Below are 18,731 nucleotides of genomic sequence, written 5' to 3' on the forward strand. Positions count from 1 at the left end.
GGGGCAAGGCATCTTCGTTCGGAAGCGTTGCTACTCGCCATCGATCAAGAAAAAGAGTCATGATTGCGTCACTTGAGTGGCAACACTGCGACCCCCATACCGTGACGGAGCGTGGCAATGCATGCGCTTCTTGTGAGCGTCGCTAAACCAGTCCGGTCGTTTGGGGGTCAGCAAGTCAAGGCAGTTCAATGTCGCAACAGCGATCTCAGCCGTCGTCATGACGTTTCAGCAAATCTGAGCGAATGGTTCGAAACTTGCTTGTCTGAAATAAGGCTCGTCGTGGGATGAGGGTGCAACGTTCAATCGATCTGTGATCGAAGATTTTTCAACGTACCTTCAAACATTTGTTTGGAGGAATCTGGTTATAATCCAAACCCTGCAAACGGTGAGCTGCTCGCGAGTTGGAAGGGAATTCAGCCTGAACGTTTTCAAGTGCAAACAAGGCATGAACAGAGATGGAAATGAGAAGAAATGACAGAGCTTGCTGCGGCGTCTGAAACAGGGAACACGACTCGAACGCCTATCGTTGCCATCGGTGCTTCCGCGGGCGGACTGACGGCTCTTGAGTTGTTGTTCGAACAATTGCCTCCAAGGACCGGGGCTGCGTTTGTCGTTATCCAGCACCTGTCTCCAGACTATCAAAGCCATATGCCGGAGCTGCTCGGTCGGCGTACGAAGATGCCGACAGTGCAGATGACGGAGGCCACGACGCCGCAGAGCAACACGGTCTATCTGCTGCCGCCCGGCAAGCATGTTGAATTGCTGGCCGGAAGTTTGCAGTTGCGCGAGCGCGAAGACGATGGCGAACTCAATTTGCCAATCGACAAATTTTTTCGGTCTTTGGCCAGCGAAGACGATCGGGAATCGGAACGTCAAATCGCGGCAATGATTCTTTCGGGAACCGGCAGCGATGGGAGTCTTGGCGTTGCGGAAATTAACAAGGCCGGCGGATTGGTGCTTTGTCAGGATGAAGATTCTGCGCAGTTCAACGGCATGCCGCTCAATGCGATCAAAACCGGAGCCGTTCATTTAGTCGGCACGGTGCCCGAGTTGGCCGAGTCGCTGGCCTTGTTTGTTGGTGGCGTTTCCATTGAAAACGTAATCGCCCAGTCGTCGCCACGGATCGAACGCAACGATCTGGAATCGGTCTATGCACGGCTAGAAGGATCCTGCGGAGTGGACTTTGGGCAGTACAAACACGGGACTTTCACCCGTCGACTTTCGCGTCGAATGATGATGGCGAAAACCGATCAGCTTTCGGATTACATTGAGATTCTGGACAGCGATCCGACTGAGCTTGCGCAATTGGCCGACGATTTGATGATCGGCGTCACACGTTTCTTTCGCGACCCCGACGGCTACATGCGTTTACGGAACCGCTGCATTCGAAAGATTGTCGAAAGCAAATCGGCCGGCGATGAAATGCGTGTTTGGATCGCTGGATGTGCAACCGGCCAGGAAGCTTACAGCGTGGCGATGCTGGTGCACGACGAAATTGAGAAACGCGGCGTCAATATCGTAGCCAAGATATTTGCGACCGATGTTCATCCGGAAGCCGTGCGTTTTGCTCAACGCGGTCAGTATCCGCTCGATGCATTGACAGAAGTCCCTAAGCAGCTGCGAGACAAATTCATTTGCGAACAGGGCGACACATTCGAAGTCGAGAAGAAAGTTCGTGAGTCGATTGTTTTTGCGCGGCACGACGTGCTGCGTGACGCACCGTTTACGAATCTTGATCTGGTTACGTGTCGCAATTTGCTAATCTATTTGCTCGAAGAATCCCAGCTTCGCGTTCTTGCATCGTTTGCTCATGCTCTGAAAAAACGCGGCGTCTTGTGGCTTGGGCCGAGTGAGACGCCGGGCGAATTGATCGAAGATTTCACGCCGCTGGACAAACACTGGCGGATTTTTCAGAAAGAACGCGACCGTCGGATGCCGCTGGATCTGAAGCTTAGAAAACGAGCGCCATCGAACGTCGGCCTATCTATCCGTCCCCGATCATCACGCGCTCCGTCAGCGGCGTTGGTGAATAGCTATGACGTTCTGCTGGATCAATACGCACCCACGGGAATTTTGGTTGATGATTCTCTACAGGTACTGCAGATTTTCGGCGACGTTTCGAATTATACCGCCCAGTTGAAGGGGCGGATGAGCGGGACGATTGAAGACATTTTGATCGAGTCGCTTTCGATGCCGCTGGCGATCTTGATGCAGCGAATGAAGCTGAATCAGTTGGCGAACGAATCGGAACGTGCTCTGGTCGACGGAGCCAGCATTGAAATTCGCGTGAAAGCGATCCCGCATCGTAGTTTAAGTGAAACGCACTACTTCATCTCGTTTCACGACGAAGCATTTGCACTGCGAAAGGTCATTCTTCCGCCAGACAAAATTCCTCAATCCGATATTGCGACCGCGTTTGCAACGCCAGCGATTGTGACCGCTGATTCTGGCACGCCTTTGCCCGAAACGGGCGCCGCAGCGGCGGGTACGGTCACGATGATGGCCGAGCGGATTCGGCTATTGGAAATTGAGCTGGAGTTTACCCGCGAGAATCTTCAGGCGACGATCGAGGAAGTTGAAACGACGAATGAAGAATTGCAGTCCAGCAATGAAGAGCTTACCAGCAGCAACGAAGAACTGCAGAGTACGAACGAGGAACTTCACAGCGTCAATGAAGAGTTGCACACAACGAACTCCGAAAGCAGTCGGCGGCTGACTTTGCTGACCGAATTAACGATGGACCTCGAAAACGTGATGCGAGAGAGTGAAATCGGAATCGTGCTGGTCGACGCTGACAAAAACATCCGTCAGATCACTCCCGCCGCGGCAGATATGCTGTTGATCCGGCGCAAAGAAATCGATGGCGAATCGCTGACCGGTTACGCTCACGCTCTCAATGAAATCGACCTGATCGAGCTCATCGACGAAGCCTTTGAAAATAATCGTTCCATCGAACTCGAGACGTCGGACCGGCGAAACGATCCGTTGTTATTGCGGGTGACGCCTTATCGTGATGGATCCGGAACGCTGCTGACGATGACCAATCTGCGTAGCGTCAAGGAAACGTCGGAAAAACTCTTGAAACTCACTTCGATCGTCGAAGACAGCACCGACGCGATCATTGGTGTCGAACTTTCTGGTCGAGTCTCCAGTTGGAATCGCGGCGCGGCACGCCTTTTCGATTTGGAGTTGGACGTCGAGCGTAATGTCGAGCTTGAGGATGTGATCCCGGAGTCGGTTTACCAGCCTTGTGAGCGACTGATCGATGAGCTTGCGCAAAAGGGAGAAGTGGCCGCCAAAGAGGTCAGAGTCCGCCTCAATGATAAAAAATTGAACCTGCTGATTCGCGTAACGCCGGTTCTCGACGAACACAAACGCGTTTCTTCTGCGGCGATCACGTTGTACGACATGACTGCGATGCGCGCCGCCGAAGAGCAATTGAACTTGCGGACCCGGGCGATCGATTCAGCCAGCAACGGTTTCATCATTGTCGACGCTCTTGCTGATGACATGCCGATTGTTTACGCCAACCAGGGCTTCCTCAAACTGACCGGTTTTAATCCTGAAGAGATCGTCGGTCGCAACTGTCGCTTTCTGCAAGGACCTCAAACAGACGAGGCAGACATTCAGAAAATTCGTGACGCGGTACGAGACAAAACGGATTGCCACGTGATGATCCTGAATTACCGCCGCGATGGTAGGGCTTTTTACAACGACTTGGTCATTACCCCAATCCGCAATGGCGAGGGCGTCGTCACCCATTTCGTAGGCGTTCAAAATGACGCGACGGAGATTGTAAAGGCTCAGCAAACGCTGGAGGCCAGCGAACTCGAATATCGTAGTACGTTTGAAAACGCTGCCATTGGAATCGCCCACATCGGCATGAGCGGCGAATGGCTTCGCGTCAATCAGAAGCTCTGTGACATCGTCGGTTACTCAAACGCAGAGCTTACAGAAAAGACATTTCAACAGATTACGCACCCCGAGGATTTGGACAAGGATTTGCTGCAATTCGCGATGATGAAACGCGGTGAGATTCCGGGTTATTCGATGGAAAAGCGGTATTTGCATCGCGATGGGCACGTGGTCTGGATCAATTTGACGACTTCGGTGCGTCGCAATCGAGCCGGAGAGCCTGAATGTTGTATCTCTCTTGTGGAAGACATTTCTGCCCGCAAGGAAACGGAACAAAAACTTTCGGCGTCCCGTGCCATCATCACCGAAGTCATCCAACAGAGCGATGAACCATTCGTCAGTTTCGACCACGAAGGAAAAATTCTGGTCGCCAACAGGGCTGCCGGCGAACTGACTTCCTTCAGCGAGGATCTTGTCGGGAAAGACTACGAAGACCTGTTTGCCAACGAGCCAGAATCGCCTTTATTGGCAGCGCTTGATCGCGTGCGGCGGTCGCAACGCGGCGAGATGACCGAGTTCTTTTCCCGGTTGCTCAATCGTTGGTACGACGCCCGAGTGTTTCCGGTTGAAGGTGGCGCCGCGGTTTATATGACTGACGTAACTGGCCGCAAAGAAACGGAGTCGTATCTGGAGCGAGCCCGTGCGGCGGCAGAAGAAGCCAGTCGTGCGAAGAGTAACTTTTTGACCAACATGAGTCACGAAATTCGTTCTCCGATGTCCGCAATTCTCGGCTTTTCCGACATCGCGTTGCGAGATCTGCAAGACGGGAAGAAAGTCGACCCGGAAAACCTGGAAACGGTAATTCGAAACGGCCGATTTTTGCTTCGCATCATCAACGACATTCTTGACCTGTCGAAAGTCGAAGCGGGCAAGCTCGAAGTCCGCAAGACGCGATTCAAACTGTTGCCGATGCTGACCGAGATCAAGGAATTGATGCGGCATCGCAGCGATTCAACTGGCGTACCGCTCTCGTTTGAGTTCAGTTCTCCGGTGCCTGAGCGGCTTCACAGTGATCGCTCGCGATTGGAGCAGGTTCTCGCCAACCTGATCGGCAACGCATTGAAATTTACGCCCGAAGGAAACGTCCGCGTCGTGGTTGACGTGTCGCCTGACCGTTCCGGATTGCTTCGGTTTCGAGTCATCGACACCGGAATCGGAATTTCGAAACAGAATCAGGAGCGGCTCTTCGAATCCTTCACCCAAGTCCACGATCGCAAACGAGTCGGCGTAGAAGGCACTGGACTGGGGCTCGCGATCAGCAAACGACTGGCGAAACTGCTGGGAGGCGACATTGATGTCGACAGCGTCGAGGGCGAGGGAAGTTGCTTCACTTTGTTGATTCCGTTCGACGAATCGATTAACCGAATCAAAGCCGGCGCCGAAGATCTGGTTTTCAAAAAGCGCACGCAGGCAGACCTGGAGGCGATTTCGGCACGTGTGCTAGTCGCGGACGACGCTCGTGATATTCGTCTGGTGACGCGGACCTTCCTGTCGCGTGCCGGGGCGGACGTGACGGAAGTCGTCAACGGTGCCCAGGCTGTGAAAGCGGTCTGTGACGCCGAAGCCGAGAACCGGCCTTTCGACCTGATCCTGATGGACATGCAAATGCCCGAACTTGACGGACGTGAAGCGACCCAACGGTTGCGTGAGCAGGGTTTTACGCTGCCGATTATCGCGCTGACCGCTGGTGCAACATCGGAAGAAGTCGAAGCTTCTTTTGCTGCGGGCTGTACGGAGTTTGTTGCCAAGCCCGTCGATGGGTTGGATCTTGTGAATCGGGTTTCAAGATTGCTTGGCCAGTGATGCGGGTTGACTCGGACAGCCGGATGACCCGCATAGCCGCTCCGATCTTTCAGCCGCAAAAACTGCTTTGTTCGTGCTGATCCAAAGTTCCTGTGAAACTTGTCACAGAGTTCATGATCTTTCGTTCGTGTATAGGTAACACGACCTAATCTTTTCGGATCAACCGTCATTGCGAGTTGCACAAATCGTTGAAGCAAAAATAATGGAGCCATGGAACATCGGATCGGAATTCGACGCAAGGCATGCAGAGCAGGATTCACGCTGGTTGAGCTTCTCGTGGTCATTGCGATCATTGGAATTCTTGTTGGGATGTTGCTGCCCGCCGTGCAGCAAGTTCGCGAGGCTGCTCGGCGAACACAATGTGCCAACCGTCTGAAACAAATCGCTCTCGCAACGCTGAACTACGAATCAGCGCAAATGCACTTTCCGACCAGCTTCGACGTCGAACCTGGCGAAATTCGACGCGGGTCATGGTCCGTACAGGCTAAGCTGCTCCCGTTTATCGAACAGTCAAACGTCCTTGTGAAAATCGACTTCGATACCGATTGGCACGAGCAGCTGGAAAGCGGAGTCCACGCAATCGGCGTCCCGGTCTACAGCTGTCCCAGTGATGTCCATCGAGGCAATCGGATTCGCGACGGCGTCCGCTACGTGCACTCAACCAGCTATGGATTTAACATGGGAACGTGGCTCATTTTCGATCCGACAACCATGAAAACAGGGAGCGGTGTTTTTTGCGTCGCTGAACCGACCACGCACGCTTCGATCCGGGACGGGACCAGCAACACAATATGCGCGACCGACGTGAAGGCTTTCACATCCTACATCCGCAATGCCGAATCGTTTGACGTTTCCCTGCCAGCGACGACCGAGCATTTTCTTTCCGCGACGGGCGAGAGGAAACTGGGGGCCAAGATTGAGGACAACACCGGTCACACCGTTTGGGTGGATGGCCGAGTTCACCACGCCGGGATGACGGTCACCTACACGCCGAACTCTTTCGTGCGGCATGAAGCCGACGGGGAAGTCTTCGACATCGATTTTAACTCCCAGCAGGAGGGCCGCGATTTGACCAATCCGACCTATGCCGCAGTGACGTCACGATCGTGGCATCCGCGTGGCGTTAACGTGGCGCGGATGGACGGAAGTGTCGGCTTTGTGGACGAAGATGTGGAACTTGAAGTTTGGCGGGCTCTGGGGTCGATAGATGGCGGAGAGCCCACGATGTCGGTTCACTAAACAGGCGAAAAAAGCTTCGCAATGGTTGCATTCGGGCGCTTTCGAAAAGAAATTTCCGAACCTGTTTGGTGGCACTTGACACTAACAGACCAATCAGGCATCTTATTGCCTTCTCGCAGCCGACCAAAGCGTCAGACGCGAGTATCGAGGGCGTAGCTCAGTTGGTAGAGCAACGGACTTTTAATCCGTAGGTCCAGGGTTCAAGCCCCTGCGCCCTCACTCGAAATTACCCGGCTCAAACGTCTTGTGCGTTCGAACCGGGTTTTTTTATGCTTGGTCCAATCGGGGGAGAGCAGCATCCTCTACCTATTTCTTGGGGTGCAAATCGGATGCCTTTGATTGGGGTTCGGGCTTGTGCCACGGTGCTGACCCAAACTCGCCAAGATTTGCGACTTCTGCTTTCCACGATGAATCATCGAAATCAGCCAGTTTCCATCCGTCGGCTTTTGCGTCCGAGATCTTCCACTGCGGACTGGAAACGACTTTACGAGTCTCTCCGTCGACCGTTTCGATTTCCAGCTTCAGAATGAAAGCAGCCACGCCATCACGGTTGGTCGCTTCAACCGCGAACTGATTTTCGCCGCTTCGCAACATTTCCTGAGCGTCGACCAGCACAGGATTCATCCAGTCAGCGCATTGACCGACTGTTTTGCCGTTGAGCCAAACGGTAGCTCCGTTGTCGCACGTGAAATAGAGTTTTGCCAATTTGATTTCGTCAGCTTCTTTGTCGAACTCGAACTTGTGGCGGAGATAAAGCGGAGTGGAAGCCTTTGCATCGTCCTTGCCCCAGATCCACTTTGGAGTCGGCGCGTCCGAAACCCAATCAACGGCGATACTTTCACTCGTACCTTTTACATCGTTCTGGGGCTGCACCTTTCGGTTGTTTTCAATCGCAACCTGAATTGTTTTTTTCGCATCATCGCCCGAGAGTTTTCGCAGCTGAATGTCTTTAAACTCAACCGTCATCGGTGCCCCGCGATGTAGCTGCAACGCCAAAATGCCCTTTCGAATCGCCTCCGGATGATTGTCGGTCAAATCCATCGTCGTGATCCCGTTGACCTGGTGGATCTGCCGATCGCCGACGGCCACGATCGTCAATTCGTTCCACTCAGAGTCCACCAGCTTCTGATTTCGGTCGCCGACTTCTCCAACGACGACGGGCTTTCCATCAGCACCGACCTCGACTTTTTGAAAACGCTGCGCCACGATCCCTCGCCACCGCTCGGCGTAGAGCATGCCGAAATAATCCGGTGACTTGTGCAAATCAGCCTGATAACCCTTGACCACAAAATTCTCTGCGTCGACCAACTCACTGCGATACTGCACGCCGGTGTTGTTGCCCTCGAAGCGAACTTTGGCTTTAAACACAAAGTCTCCGACCTCGCCTCCTTGCCACACAAGGAACGTGTTTCCTTCAGTCGGATTTTCTTTAGTGGTTTGGCCCAGAATAACGCCGTCCTTGACTGACCAGAACTTGGCATTCCCAGCCCAGCCGGAGAGGTCTTTGCCATTGAAGAGTTGTTCAAACGAGTCATCCGCGAAAGCAAAATCCGGGGTGAGCAGAAGCAAACTGAACAGCAGTAGAGATTTCATCACGTTTACACTTATGCCTGATTCAAAGTCCATATGACGGAGGTGTAAGCTCTATTTGACTTTAAAAGCGGCCTGTCCGCCAACTGGGAAACAGGAGCGCGGCGAGATGCAAGAAGTGGCTGCTTTGAATCGAAAGTAGAGCTATAGAAAAAGCCGGCTTCCGGGAGGAAGTCGGCTTCAACGTTTTGAGCTCAATGCTTCAAAATGTAGCTTTTCAGCTTAGCGACGTCGGCGGCAGAAGCCAGCGAACGCGATCAAGCCAAGTACAGCAGCCGATGATGGCTCTGGAACCGCAGTTGTTGTGAAGTTCAGAACTGGAGGAGCTACTGGATCGAGAATGCTACCAGCACCACTGTAAGTAGCTTGAACTCCAAGATCTCCGGGAGTCGCGATGATGCGAAGCAACCCGCCGCTGTTGATCTGAGAGATAGCAAACGCTTTGCCAGCGCTATCAAGGGTGAAGTTGAAAGTATCAACGTCCGCTGTGTTCGTTACTGTGTAGGTTCCTGAACCCAGTGAATACAGAGTTCCGAAAGCTGAACCGACAACTTCAGAGCCAACGTTGTCACCATCGGTGATGTAACGAGCCGTGTCGTTGAGATCGACGACTCGCGTGTCAGTTGCAAGGAAAAATTCCAAAGCACCGTCGGCGCTAAAAGCAGCATTGGATTGTGCAAGGTCCATTGACAAACCTGCGATGTCGCTCACTGCACCAATTCCAGCTGTATCGAAATCAGCGAAAGAGTAAACAGTGAACTGGTCATCGTCACCTTGGACATTGAAGAACGCTTGGTCAACGTCGCCGCTGAATGCGTCAATTTCATCTTCTTCGACCTGAGCCGAGAATACAGAAGTAAGGGTTTCAGCATTGACCTGTGCGGAGAAGCACAGAAGCAATGCGATGGCCGACAAGCGTACCAAATTGAATTTCATTAAAGGTCTCCTTGGAGTTGTTGCAAAACGCGTTTGTAGATCATGTCCAATTTAGCCAGATTACATGCTTGGCCAAAACGATATATATCAGTTTGGACTATAGCTCGGGGAGACCCTCATTCAAGCTGGAAACGCGTTAAAGTTTGTTGAAGACAGGCTTAAAGAATTGTGGAGGGTTTGTACTCGCCAGCAAGTTTGTATGTGCCCAATACGTCCTCTAACTGCGACATGAAATCGTCGATTTGCTCCGTCGCCAGCCCCGTGTTTTCGTGGGCCGTTTGCATGATGGACGCCAACGCTTCGTCGTCTAGCGGGATATCCGGATCGTCCGCGAGGCGACGCATCAAATCGTTCTGCTCGATGGTTCCGTTTCGCAGGTCTTTCACCGTTGCAACGGCATGTTTTTTGATCGCATGATGAGCTGTCTCTCTGCCAGCGCCTGCCTTGACCGCTTCCATCATTACAGTCGTTGTCATCAGGAAAGGCATGTAGTGACGGTTCTCCGACGCGATCACCTCTTCGTAGACGTCCATCTGATTCAAAATCGTCAGCAGCGTTTCGAACAGACCGTCGATCGCCAGGAAAGCATCCGGCAACATCACGCGCCGAACAACGGAACACGAAACATCGCCCTCGTTCCATTGATCGCCCGCCAGCGAAGAAGCCATCGTCAGGTATCCGCCCAGAATGACGCGAAGCCCGTTGATGCGTTCACACGATCGAGAATTCATCTTGTGCGGCATCGCACTGGAACCCGTTTGGCCTTTAGCGAAACCTTCGCTGGCCGTTTCGTGACCCGCCATCAGACGGAGCGTCTTGCAGAACGAACTGGGGGCTGATGCGATTTGATTCAGGCACGACACGACCGCCAGGTCCAGGCTGCGTGGATAGACTTGCCCAACGTTGGTGAAAAGCTGTGGAATTCCGAGGTGCTGGATGATCTTCTTTTCAAGCTCCAGCACTTTCTCTTTGTCGCCATCGAAAAGAGAAAGCGAATCCATCTGGGTTCCAACGGCGCCTTTGAGCCCGCGAACCGGATAGACTGAGATCAATTGCTCCAGTGCCTTTAGCGAAACGTGAAGCTCTTCACCGAACATGGCCAGTCGTTTGCCGAAAGTTGTCGGTTGGGCGGCGACATTATGAGTCCGTGCCGTGATCACCAGGTCTCGCCACTGCTGGCAGCGTTCTCCGATCCTGATCAACGTCGTCGCAGTCTTTCGCGCGACCAGTTCCAAAGCCCGGAACGATTGCAGCTGTTCGACATTTTCCGTAAGATCTCGCGAAGTCATCCCTTTGTGGATTTCCTCGTGTCCGGCCAAATCGTTGAACTCCTCGATTCGGGCTTTAACGTCGTGCCGGGTGATTCTTTCGCGTTCGGCAATCGATTCGACGTTAATTTCCGTCACGACTTTTTCGTAATCCGCGATCGCCTGATCAGAAATGGCCAAACCGAGCTCTTTCTGGGCCTTCATGACCGCGATCCAGAACTGTCGCTCAAGCAAAATTCGGCCTTCTGCGGACCAAATGTCGTTCATTTCGGTCGATGCGTAACGCTGAGCCAGTACGTTTGGAATCATAAGTTCGATTGTGCCAGTGCGGTAATTTGTGCGTTGGAATTCTTAAAAAGAGCGAATGTTTGAAAATACACCCGGAGCGTTTCGAGTGATAGCCTTGGCATTCCGATCGTTTCTGTTTTGCGGGAAATCCGATACGATATAGGCAGCGTCGCAACGGTTAGGCAACCATGCGAAATTTGCACGAAGAGCGAACTTGGAGTTTTTGCCTTGCACCCAGTATCCGATAAATTTTCTGAGGTCGCGTTTGGCGCTTTCAGTGAGAATCGCCAAATGTTTAGGGATGGAACACGGCTTCAGCAGAGTAAGGAGACATGCGTGAAATTGCGTCGAATTGGACGAGTTAGTTTGTTGAGCCGTTGGGCCATTGCTTCAGCCCTGGTGCTGTTCTCAGCGATGACGGTCCGTGCTCAGGATGAAAAAGCTGAGCCTTTGGAGCCGACCGAGCTTACGAAAGAAGCTTCGGTTCCGGAAAAGGAAACCAGGCGAAGGTCGACAGCCGAGTTGCTGCCGACGTCCACCCGGTTCTGGGTGTCCGTGGAAGATTTGCGGCGGCTTGAGACCAACGTCGCCAACACTCAGGTCGGAAAACTGTCACGACAGGATACGTTGGCTCCTTTCTTTTCGAGTTTCGAAAAACAGGTCCGCGATTCACTCAATGACAACGGCATCAAGTTTGGAATTGATGTCGCCAGCGTCGAAATGCTGCAAACAGGTGAGCTTTGCATCGCAGGCGTCTTGCCTGAAACGGCTGGTGCCAAACCGGTGCCTCGTTCACACGGCGTTGTTGTCCTGATTGACGTTTCGCCCGACGTTGATGCAGCGAAAGACTTCCTCAGCGATGCAGCTGAGAAAATGAAAAAACGCGGAGCCAAACACGAGAGCATCGAAATCCAGGACACGGATGTTGCGAAATGGACGATCGAAGTGAAAGCCGGCAAGATCGGCAGGACTCAGGCTTCGTTTGTTACCGTCGTCGACGGTTGGCTGTTGGCTTCTGATAACGAATCCATTTTCAGCAACGTGCTGCGTCGGGTGAACGCCAAAGGCAAACCTCCGGCAGCAGATACTCTGTCGGGCTACGAGCCTTTCACGACCGTCATTCAAAAGACACAGGTTGAGTCCGTTCGACCGGATCTGCGATGGTTCGTCGATCCGCTTGGTTACGCTCGTTTCGCCGACGCTTTGGCTGAAGAGAAAGCTGACATGCGACAGCCGAAAGATCGACCTTTGGAGGCGCTGTCGAAAGAAGGCCTCGACGCACTCAAGGCCGCCGGCGGATTCGTGAGTTTTTCGACGGGCGAACAGGATGTTCTGCACCGATCACTGGTTTACGCAAACCCGAAGAAAGCCAAAGCTCCGGCTCAAAAGCGACTGTTCAACCTGTTGGATTTCGCACCCCAAGGCAGCTCGGTAGCCCAGCCACCCGCATGGGTTCCCGTCGACGCTGCTGGTTACTTCACGGCGACGTGGGATATCAAGAAAGCCTTTGCCAATGTCGGGCCGTTAGTTGATGCCGTCATGGGTAAGGATTCGTTCGAGGACGTGCTCAATGAGATGAAGGAAGTCCCTGACTTCAAAGTTGACATTCGCAAGATGGTTCAGTCACTGGGAAATCGCATCACAGTCGTGGCGACCACTGAAGAGCCCATCAACGAGTCCAGTGAAAAGATGCTGGTTGGAATCGAGCTTGTGGATGGCGTCGACGAAGAGTGGCTAATCCAGAGCATTGGCAGAGCGGTTAAAGGAAAAGTCAAAAAGCTGGCTGGGTACACGAGCGTAATCGACGATCGTACAGAGTCCGCTGAAGACGAGGATTTAGGTGTCAAGGAAATCGAGATCGACTTTGATGACGACTTCGATGACGAACTTGATGACGACGATGATGCTGACGATAAAGAGCCGGCTCCTCGAGTCACAATTTTCAATCGCCGCATCATGGTGATCCGAAACGGGTTCCTGTTCATCTGTAATGACAAGGACTATCTCAAAAAGATTCTTTCCCGAAAACCATCCAGCGGATTTGAGACGGCTGGCGATTTCACTCGGATGGGTGAAACGCTGGACAAATTCACGGATTCCAAACTTGTTCGCTTTCGCATGTTTAATCGGCTCGATCAGATGCTGAAAACGAATTATGAAATGATGCGAACCGGGAAAATGGCGGAGTCCGAAACGTTTGTGGCTCGCATGCTCAATCAGATGTACGGCAAAAAAGCCGACGGTGAGAAAAAGCGAGTCCAGCAAATCGATGGCAGTGATTTGCCAGAGGACTACGACAAGGAGATTGCTCCGTTTCTCGGCCAATCCGGTTGGGCATTGGAAACGACGGAGTCTGGTTGGCGAATTACGGGATGCGTCCTGCCAAAAGAGAAGGCTAAGGCAAAAGTGGCTGAAGCTCCGGATTCTTCGAAATAGGCGGCCGCATACTTCTGCGGCTTTTTGCCCTTTCCCCTTCCAATATTTCTCAATCAACCGAGAATAACGCACCTGTTTTGCAGCGGACGAGGTCCGTTGGCTGCAATTTGCTGGCCGCGATTAGCCTCTGTCTCCCTTTCCCCAAATCTTCCCGTGAAAAACCGTTCTAACTTTCTGTTCGCACTCGGCATGGCGATGCTGATGATGCTCATTTTGCAATGGGTGTTTCCAGCGCCGAAAAAGCCGGTGGATGCGGGTGACGCGGATGCGGCTGTCGCGCAGCTGGCAGATTCGGCAGACGGTGGTCAGTCCCCGGACGGTGCATCCGACGATGATTCTTCTGATCAAGCTCAGGACGGAGACGATGGCACGGATTCAGAGTCGATCGTCAGAGAGCGGATCAACGAATCGATTCTCTATCCGTCGGATCAGGAAATTCTCGACGTCGTCAAAGGCGAAGTCGCGGAATCTGCGGAGATCAATGCCTGGCTCAGACAGAGAAGTCTGACTTCCGTTCGCCAGATGGGGAACTTGACGACGATTGGATCGCTTTACGAATCCGGCACTGATCGATACCTGATAACGCTCAATCCATTGGGCGGGACCGTTCGACGAATCGAGCTGAACGTTCGCGACGCCAGGACCGGGCACTACAAATATCGTGACTTGATTTGGAAAGGTGGCTACATCGGGTCGATCGAAGCCCACGACACGCTCGAAGGCGTTCGCGTTGGAGTTGTCGGGCCTGGAACTCCCGCCGACCTTGCGACTTCAGCCGATAGCGATGGCGGAATCAAAGCCGGCGATATTCTGCTGTCGCTGAACGGAGAATCAATCACCAATGCCGAAGAATTCGGCCGCATGATGGCGGTGACTCATCCGGAAGATGACATCACTGTCAAAGTAAAGCGTGGCGAGACGGAAATCGATTTTTCGACTACGCTCACACACAAACCAATCGAGCTCGTTCGTCCCGAACCTGGCGTGCTTGATCCGACGTTTGTTTACGACGAATCGTTTCAGCTGACTCTGCGAGTTCCGACGGACGATCCGAGAAAACCGTGGACGGAAATCGATGCTGATATTCGTGAATCGCAATGGGAAATCACCAAATCAGACGACAACAACGTCGAAATGCGCTTCGAAGTTGCACCAGCGGCGTTGAAAAAACATGGACTCAAAGGTCCCGTCGCGGTCGTGAAACGGTTCGGCGTACCTGTCCTCGATGAAGCGGACGTCGATTCGGTTTCTACCCGGACATGGCACTGGGATTTCGATTTCGAGATCGAAAACGGTGCGGATACCGCTCAGGACATTGGCTACGAACTAAAGGGGCCAACGGGAACGCCGTCGGAAACCTGGTGGTATTCGCAAAAGACGCACGGCCGAGCGTCGGCTCTGTTTTCGGTCGCTGGTGCACGTGACGTTTTGGGTTCGACTGAGTATCGCAATTATCAGTTTTGGGGCTGTCCCGAAATCGTTAGCGAGGCTCTCGACGACAATGGGCAGACGCAATTCTTCGCTGACCCGTATGAGGCCGTTGAAAATCCGGGTGCATCAAAGGTCAATTGGCTGGGCGTGGACACGTTGTATTTCAACATCACGATGTTCCCTGACAATGGCGAAACGTTCGACGTCTTCAGCGCGTTTGCAGAGATCAATGGCGGTTACCGCAACGGTCAGACCGTTGCACCGAAGATTCCCAAGAATACTCGCGAACACAAAGCCGTCGATTGTACGTTCCGTGTCTTCAAAGCCGAGACGATTGCAGCTGGGAATTCCGTCAGCCAGCCTTTCGACATCTTCAGTGCTCCCAAAGATCCCGACATCCTCGAACAGTATGGCCTTGAGCAAACGCGGGCTTTCGGTTGGTTCTGGTGGTGTTCAAAACCTTTGCTATGGTTGATGCACCTGCTTTACTGGCTGACTTTGGGGATCACGTACACGATTCCAATCATCATTATTACGGTTCTTGTTCGTTGCCTGATGATTCCGTTTTCTCGTCGTGCGGCGTTGAACGCTCAGATGATGCAATATCTTCAGCCGCAAATGAAAGCGATCAAGGAAAAGTTCCCTGACGATATGCAGAAGCAAGCGGTGGCTCAGCAGGAGTTGTTCAAAAAGCACAACTACAAACCGCTTGGCGGATGTTTGATGGGCTTCATCCAGCTTCCTGTTTTCCTCGGGCTCTACCGTGGGCTGTCGTTGGATATCGCGCTTCGTGACCAACCCCTCATCCCTGGGCTTTCCTGGTGCAGCAACCTTTCCGGGCCTGACCAGTTGATGTACTGGAAGCACTTGATGCCAAGCTGGCTTGGCGAGGCTGGCTGGTTCGGGCCTTACCTGAACATCTTGCCGCTGGCGACGATGGTTCTGTTCCTCGTCCAGCAAAAAATGTTCACGCCGCCTGCTGTCGATGAACAGCAGAAGATGATGCAAAAAATGATGTCGTTCATGATGTTGTTCATGGCCATCATGTTCTTCAAAGTTCCCGCTGGTCTGTGCGTGTACTTTGTTACGTCAAGCATCTGGGCGATTCTGGAAAAGAAGCTTTTGCCGAAACCGGAACTCGATACTGCGAAGCTCGAAGCGGCGGACGACAAAGGCCCGTCATTGGCTGAAAAGAGCATGGCGCTGCTTGGTCGCAACAAAACGTCCAGCGACGATGCAGCTCGCGAAAAAATCGAGATGCGTCGCAAGCGGAATCGCAAGTTCAAGAAATAGGTCATCGCCGGTCAGCCATAGTCGAATCAATCGCTGGCACACTGAATCAACCGGTGTGCTTGGCGATTGCTGCCGCGTCTACTCAACGATGATGGTGAGGACCGAAGCCCTGGACTGGACTTTTCTCGTGCCTGGCACAAACGATCGAAGATAGCAGCGGTATTCGCCGGCTGGCAGCACGAGATTTCGCGCCCATCGATTGTTTGCCAGATTCTCACAAGGAAGCACAGCCGGATCTGATTGAAATTCAGAACCGTTGAAAAACGTTTTTGAGTCCACGCGATAGACGACAACGTTTGTTTTTGCGTTTGGATGCTTTCCCATGAATCCGTTGAGCCGGATGTTCTTGTTACGTTGGTACGCCTTCTTGAACAAAATCGGATTGAATCTGGCGAACACCGATCGGTCTTCCATCATGTTGACGCTCAGTTGCCAATCGCCTTCGACGCGATCATCGTCGATCGGTTTTGCATAGCTGATCAAGAAATCGATGTCGTTCGTCACTTCCGTGAACAGATCCAAGTCGGTACTCCACGAAGAAATCGGGCTTCCTTCAGCATTGGGAAACACAAGCATGCTGGTTGGTTCGTCCTGCCAGTTGTCTCCGTTGAAAAAGCGTTGAGTACGAAAGCTCTTAACAACCAGACGCGTCATCAGGACCGTCGAATTGTCCTCCGCGAATCCGCTGAACTTCACCGGTTCAGAACCGTCGATAACCGCGCCCGATTCCGGCGTCAGCAACGTCAACAAAGGCTCAGCAGGCTTGCGGAAATCTCTCAGCGACGAAGCCAACTCCTGCTGTTGCAGTTCGTCCAGCGAATCGTAGACGTTTTCCAGCTGATAAGGATCGCTCGCCAGATCGTAAAATTCTTTTTCGCCGTTGGCCCAGGAAACGTGAATCGCGTCAAAGAATCGTTCTGCCACGTAAGACATCGGAACTCTGCCAGTCACAGTATTCTTGTCCGCCCAGTTCTCGATCATGATCGATCGGCGCCAAGAGCGTTCGCCAAAATATTCCGGTCGCGAAATCAACGGATAGAAAGATTCTCCATCCAGTCCAGCCGGGACTTTCGCATCCGCCAACTCCAGAATCGTCGGGCACAGATCAAGTTGAGCAATCAGATGATCGCTGATTCGTTCCGATTGGCTCTCTGGCAGTTGAATGAACAACGGAACGTTCGTGCTTCGATTGAACGGGTCAATCTTGGCGGTCAAGCGATGGTGTCCCAGTGAGTACCCATTGTCGCTGGTCACAATGAAGATCGTATTGTCGAGTTTGCCGGCAATCCTGATCTGATCGACGACCGTTCCGACCATGTCATCAACAGATTTGATCGCCCGAAGTCTGGCGGCATAAGAGCGCTGGTTGAACGCGATTTCGCTGGTGAAAAGCCGCGGGCGTTGCAAATGCGATGGTTTGTCGCTGAAGTCCAGTTCATCAAAGTCGGGTGAATCCATCGGCTGTGTCAGGTCGCCGCCGTAGTCGAGGTACTTTGTTTCGACCATCGCTTCGACCACGTTCCCGCCCGGCAAATGCGGAGCCAGTGGCGCCAGTGAAAGGAAAAATGGCTGGTTGAAGTTGCTGTAGATATGGCCGTTCAGCGCCGAAGCGGCCTGGCTCTCGTTGAGGTTCGCGACATAGACATCTTCGCCCGCTTGAAATGCCTTTGGCGCAGTTTGATCAATGTTCGTGAAAATCGACGTGTTGTAATACAGATTTCCTTTGGTGACCGAGAACTGATCCCAGCCCGGGGGGACGACGTTGTCAAATTCGCCGTGGTGGTACTTTCCGACGTGAATCGTATGGTAACCCGCCTCTTTCATCCAAACTCCCAGCTCATTATTGTGGTGCCCGCGTTCTTTGAACGTCGTGTAGCCACCGTCGAATCCGTTGCTCAGTGTTGAGAATCCGCTGTTCACTTTACAGCCGTTGCTGAACGCGTACTTGCCCGTAAACAATGCCGCGCGGCTGGGAGCGCAAAACGGAGTCGTGCTATGAGCGTTACGGAAATGCGTTGCCGTTGCAGCAATCCTGGCGAGATTCGGATAGTTCAGTTCAATGTTTTCGCGAGAAAGCAACTCACTGTCTGCGTCGTCAAGATTGATCAAAACGATGTTGGGCTGAGCGTAGTCAGGCAACTGAGCCAACGCTGCGGACGTCGTTCCTGAACAGAGCATTGCGAGTACGAGCAACCGAACGAATGCGGAAAGGTGCATGAATGCGAACCCGGGAAATTTGAAAGAGTGAAAATTTCACTATAGTTACGGCCGAAAAACTGTCTTCGAATTTCGAGCCGCTACGGCTGGCTCACCTCGGTTCCCGGTCATTTGGTCGGGCGAAAAAATTGAGTCACCTTTCTCTGAAAAATTTCAGGTCAGGCTCGACTGGCCGGACCTGATAGCACTTTTCTTGCCCAAAGCACCGGTTTCAAGGTGTTCAGCCGTCGCCCGATGAGAAGTTTGGCAAGCTTTGCGGGTCCGTTTGACTGATTTCAATCCATATTGATGACGGTTCCGATAACTCAGGTCATA

At 52.7% G+C, this 18,731-nt stretch carries 8 protein-coding genes and 1 tRNA gene; 5 read left to right on the forward strand and 4 right to left on the reverse strand.

What is annotated here, in order from left to right; all coding sequences use genetic code 11:
- The first annotated feature begins 471 nt into the window (after positions 1–471).
- The 3 genes from MFFC18_RS11330 to MFFC18_RS11340 all read left to right on the forward strand — a co-directional run bounded on the left by MFFC18_RS11330 (position 472) and on the right by MFFC18_RS11340 (position 7,176).
- Complete coding sequence (locus tag MFFC18_RS11330) at positions 472–5,718, forward strand: PAS domain S-box protein (RefSeq protein WP_075086440.1); 5,247 nt, start codon at positions 472–474, stop codon at positions 5,716–5,718.
- Positions 5,719–5,928: 210 nt separating this feature from the next.
- Entirely contained in the window at positions 5,929–6,957 is a 1,029-nt protein-coding gene (locus MFFC18_RS11335; RefSeq protein WP_075086439.1) for a DUF1559 domain-containing protein, read from the forward strand.
- A gap of 146 nt (positions 6,958–7,103) precedes the next feature.
- Positions 7,104–7,176, forward strand: a tRNA-Lys gene (locus MFFC18_RS11340).
- Positions 7,177–7,263: 87 nt separating this feature from the next.
- Here MFFC18_RS11340 and MFFC18_RS11345 read toward each other — a convergent pair.
- The 3 genes from MFFC18_RS11345 to purB form a co-directional block, all read right to left on the reverse strand.
- Complete coding sequence (locus tag MFFC18_RS11345) at positions 7,264–8,550, reverse strand: family 16 glycoside hydrolase (RefSeq protein WP_075086438.1); 1,287 nt, start codon at positions 8,548–8,550, stop codon at positions 7,264–7,266.
- Positions 8,551–8,769: 219 nt separating this feature from the next.
- A complete protein-coding gene (locus tag MFFC18_RS11350; RefSeq protein WP_075086437.1) occupies positions 8,770–9,483 on the reverse strand; it encodes a PEP-CTERM sorting domain-containing protein in 714 nt (237 codons plus the stop codon).
- 158 nt (positions 9,484–9,641) lie between these two features.
- Positions 9,642–11,060 (reverse strand): adenylosuccinate lyase, encoded by a 1,419-nt coding sequence (gene purB / locus MFFC18_RS11355; protein WP_075086436.1) that lies wholly within the window; start codon positions 11,058–11,060, stop codon positions 9,642–9,644.
- A gap of 315 nt (positions 11,061–11,375) precedes the next feature.
- On the opposite strand from purB, the gene MFFC18_RS11360 reads away from it, so the two are divergent.
- Both MFFC18_RS11360 and MFFC18_RS11365 read left to right on the forward strand, forming a co-directional pair.
- Complete coding sequence (locus MFFC18_RS11360) at positions 11,376–13,475, forward strand: DUF3352 domain-containing protein (protein ID WP_162273992.1); 2,100 nt, start codon at positions 11,376–11,378, stop codon at positions 13,473–13,475.
- Positions 13,476–13,628: 153 nt separating this feature from the next.
- Entirely contained in the window at positions 13,629–16,199 is a 2,571-nt protein-coding gene (locus MFFC18_RS11365) for a YidC/Oxa1 family insertase periplasmic-domain containing protein (RefSeq protein WP_148618822.1), read from the forward strand.
- A gap of 78 nt (positions 16,200–16,277) precedes the next feature.
- On the opposite strand, the gene MFFC18_RS11370 is transcribed toward MFFC18_RS11365, so the two are convergent.
- A complete protein-coding gene (locus MFFC18_RS11370) occupies positions 16,278–18,416 on the reverse strand; it encodes a sulfatase-like hydrolase/transferase (protein ID WP_075086432.1) in 2,139 nt (712 codons plus the stop codon).
- Positions 18,417–18,731: the final 315 nt, after the last annotated feature.

The sequence above is a fragment of the Mariniblastus fucicola genome (assembly GCF_008087665.1).
Taxonomy (GTDB): Bacteria; Planctomycetota; Planctomycetia; order Pirellulales; family Pirellulaceae; genus Mariniblastus; species Mariniblastus fucicola.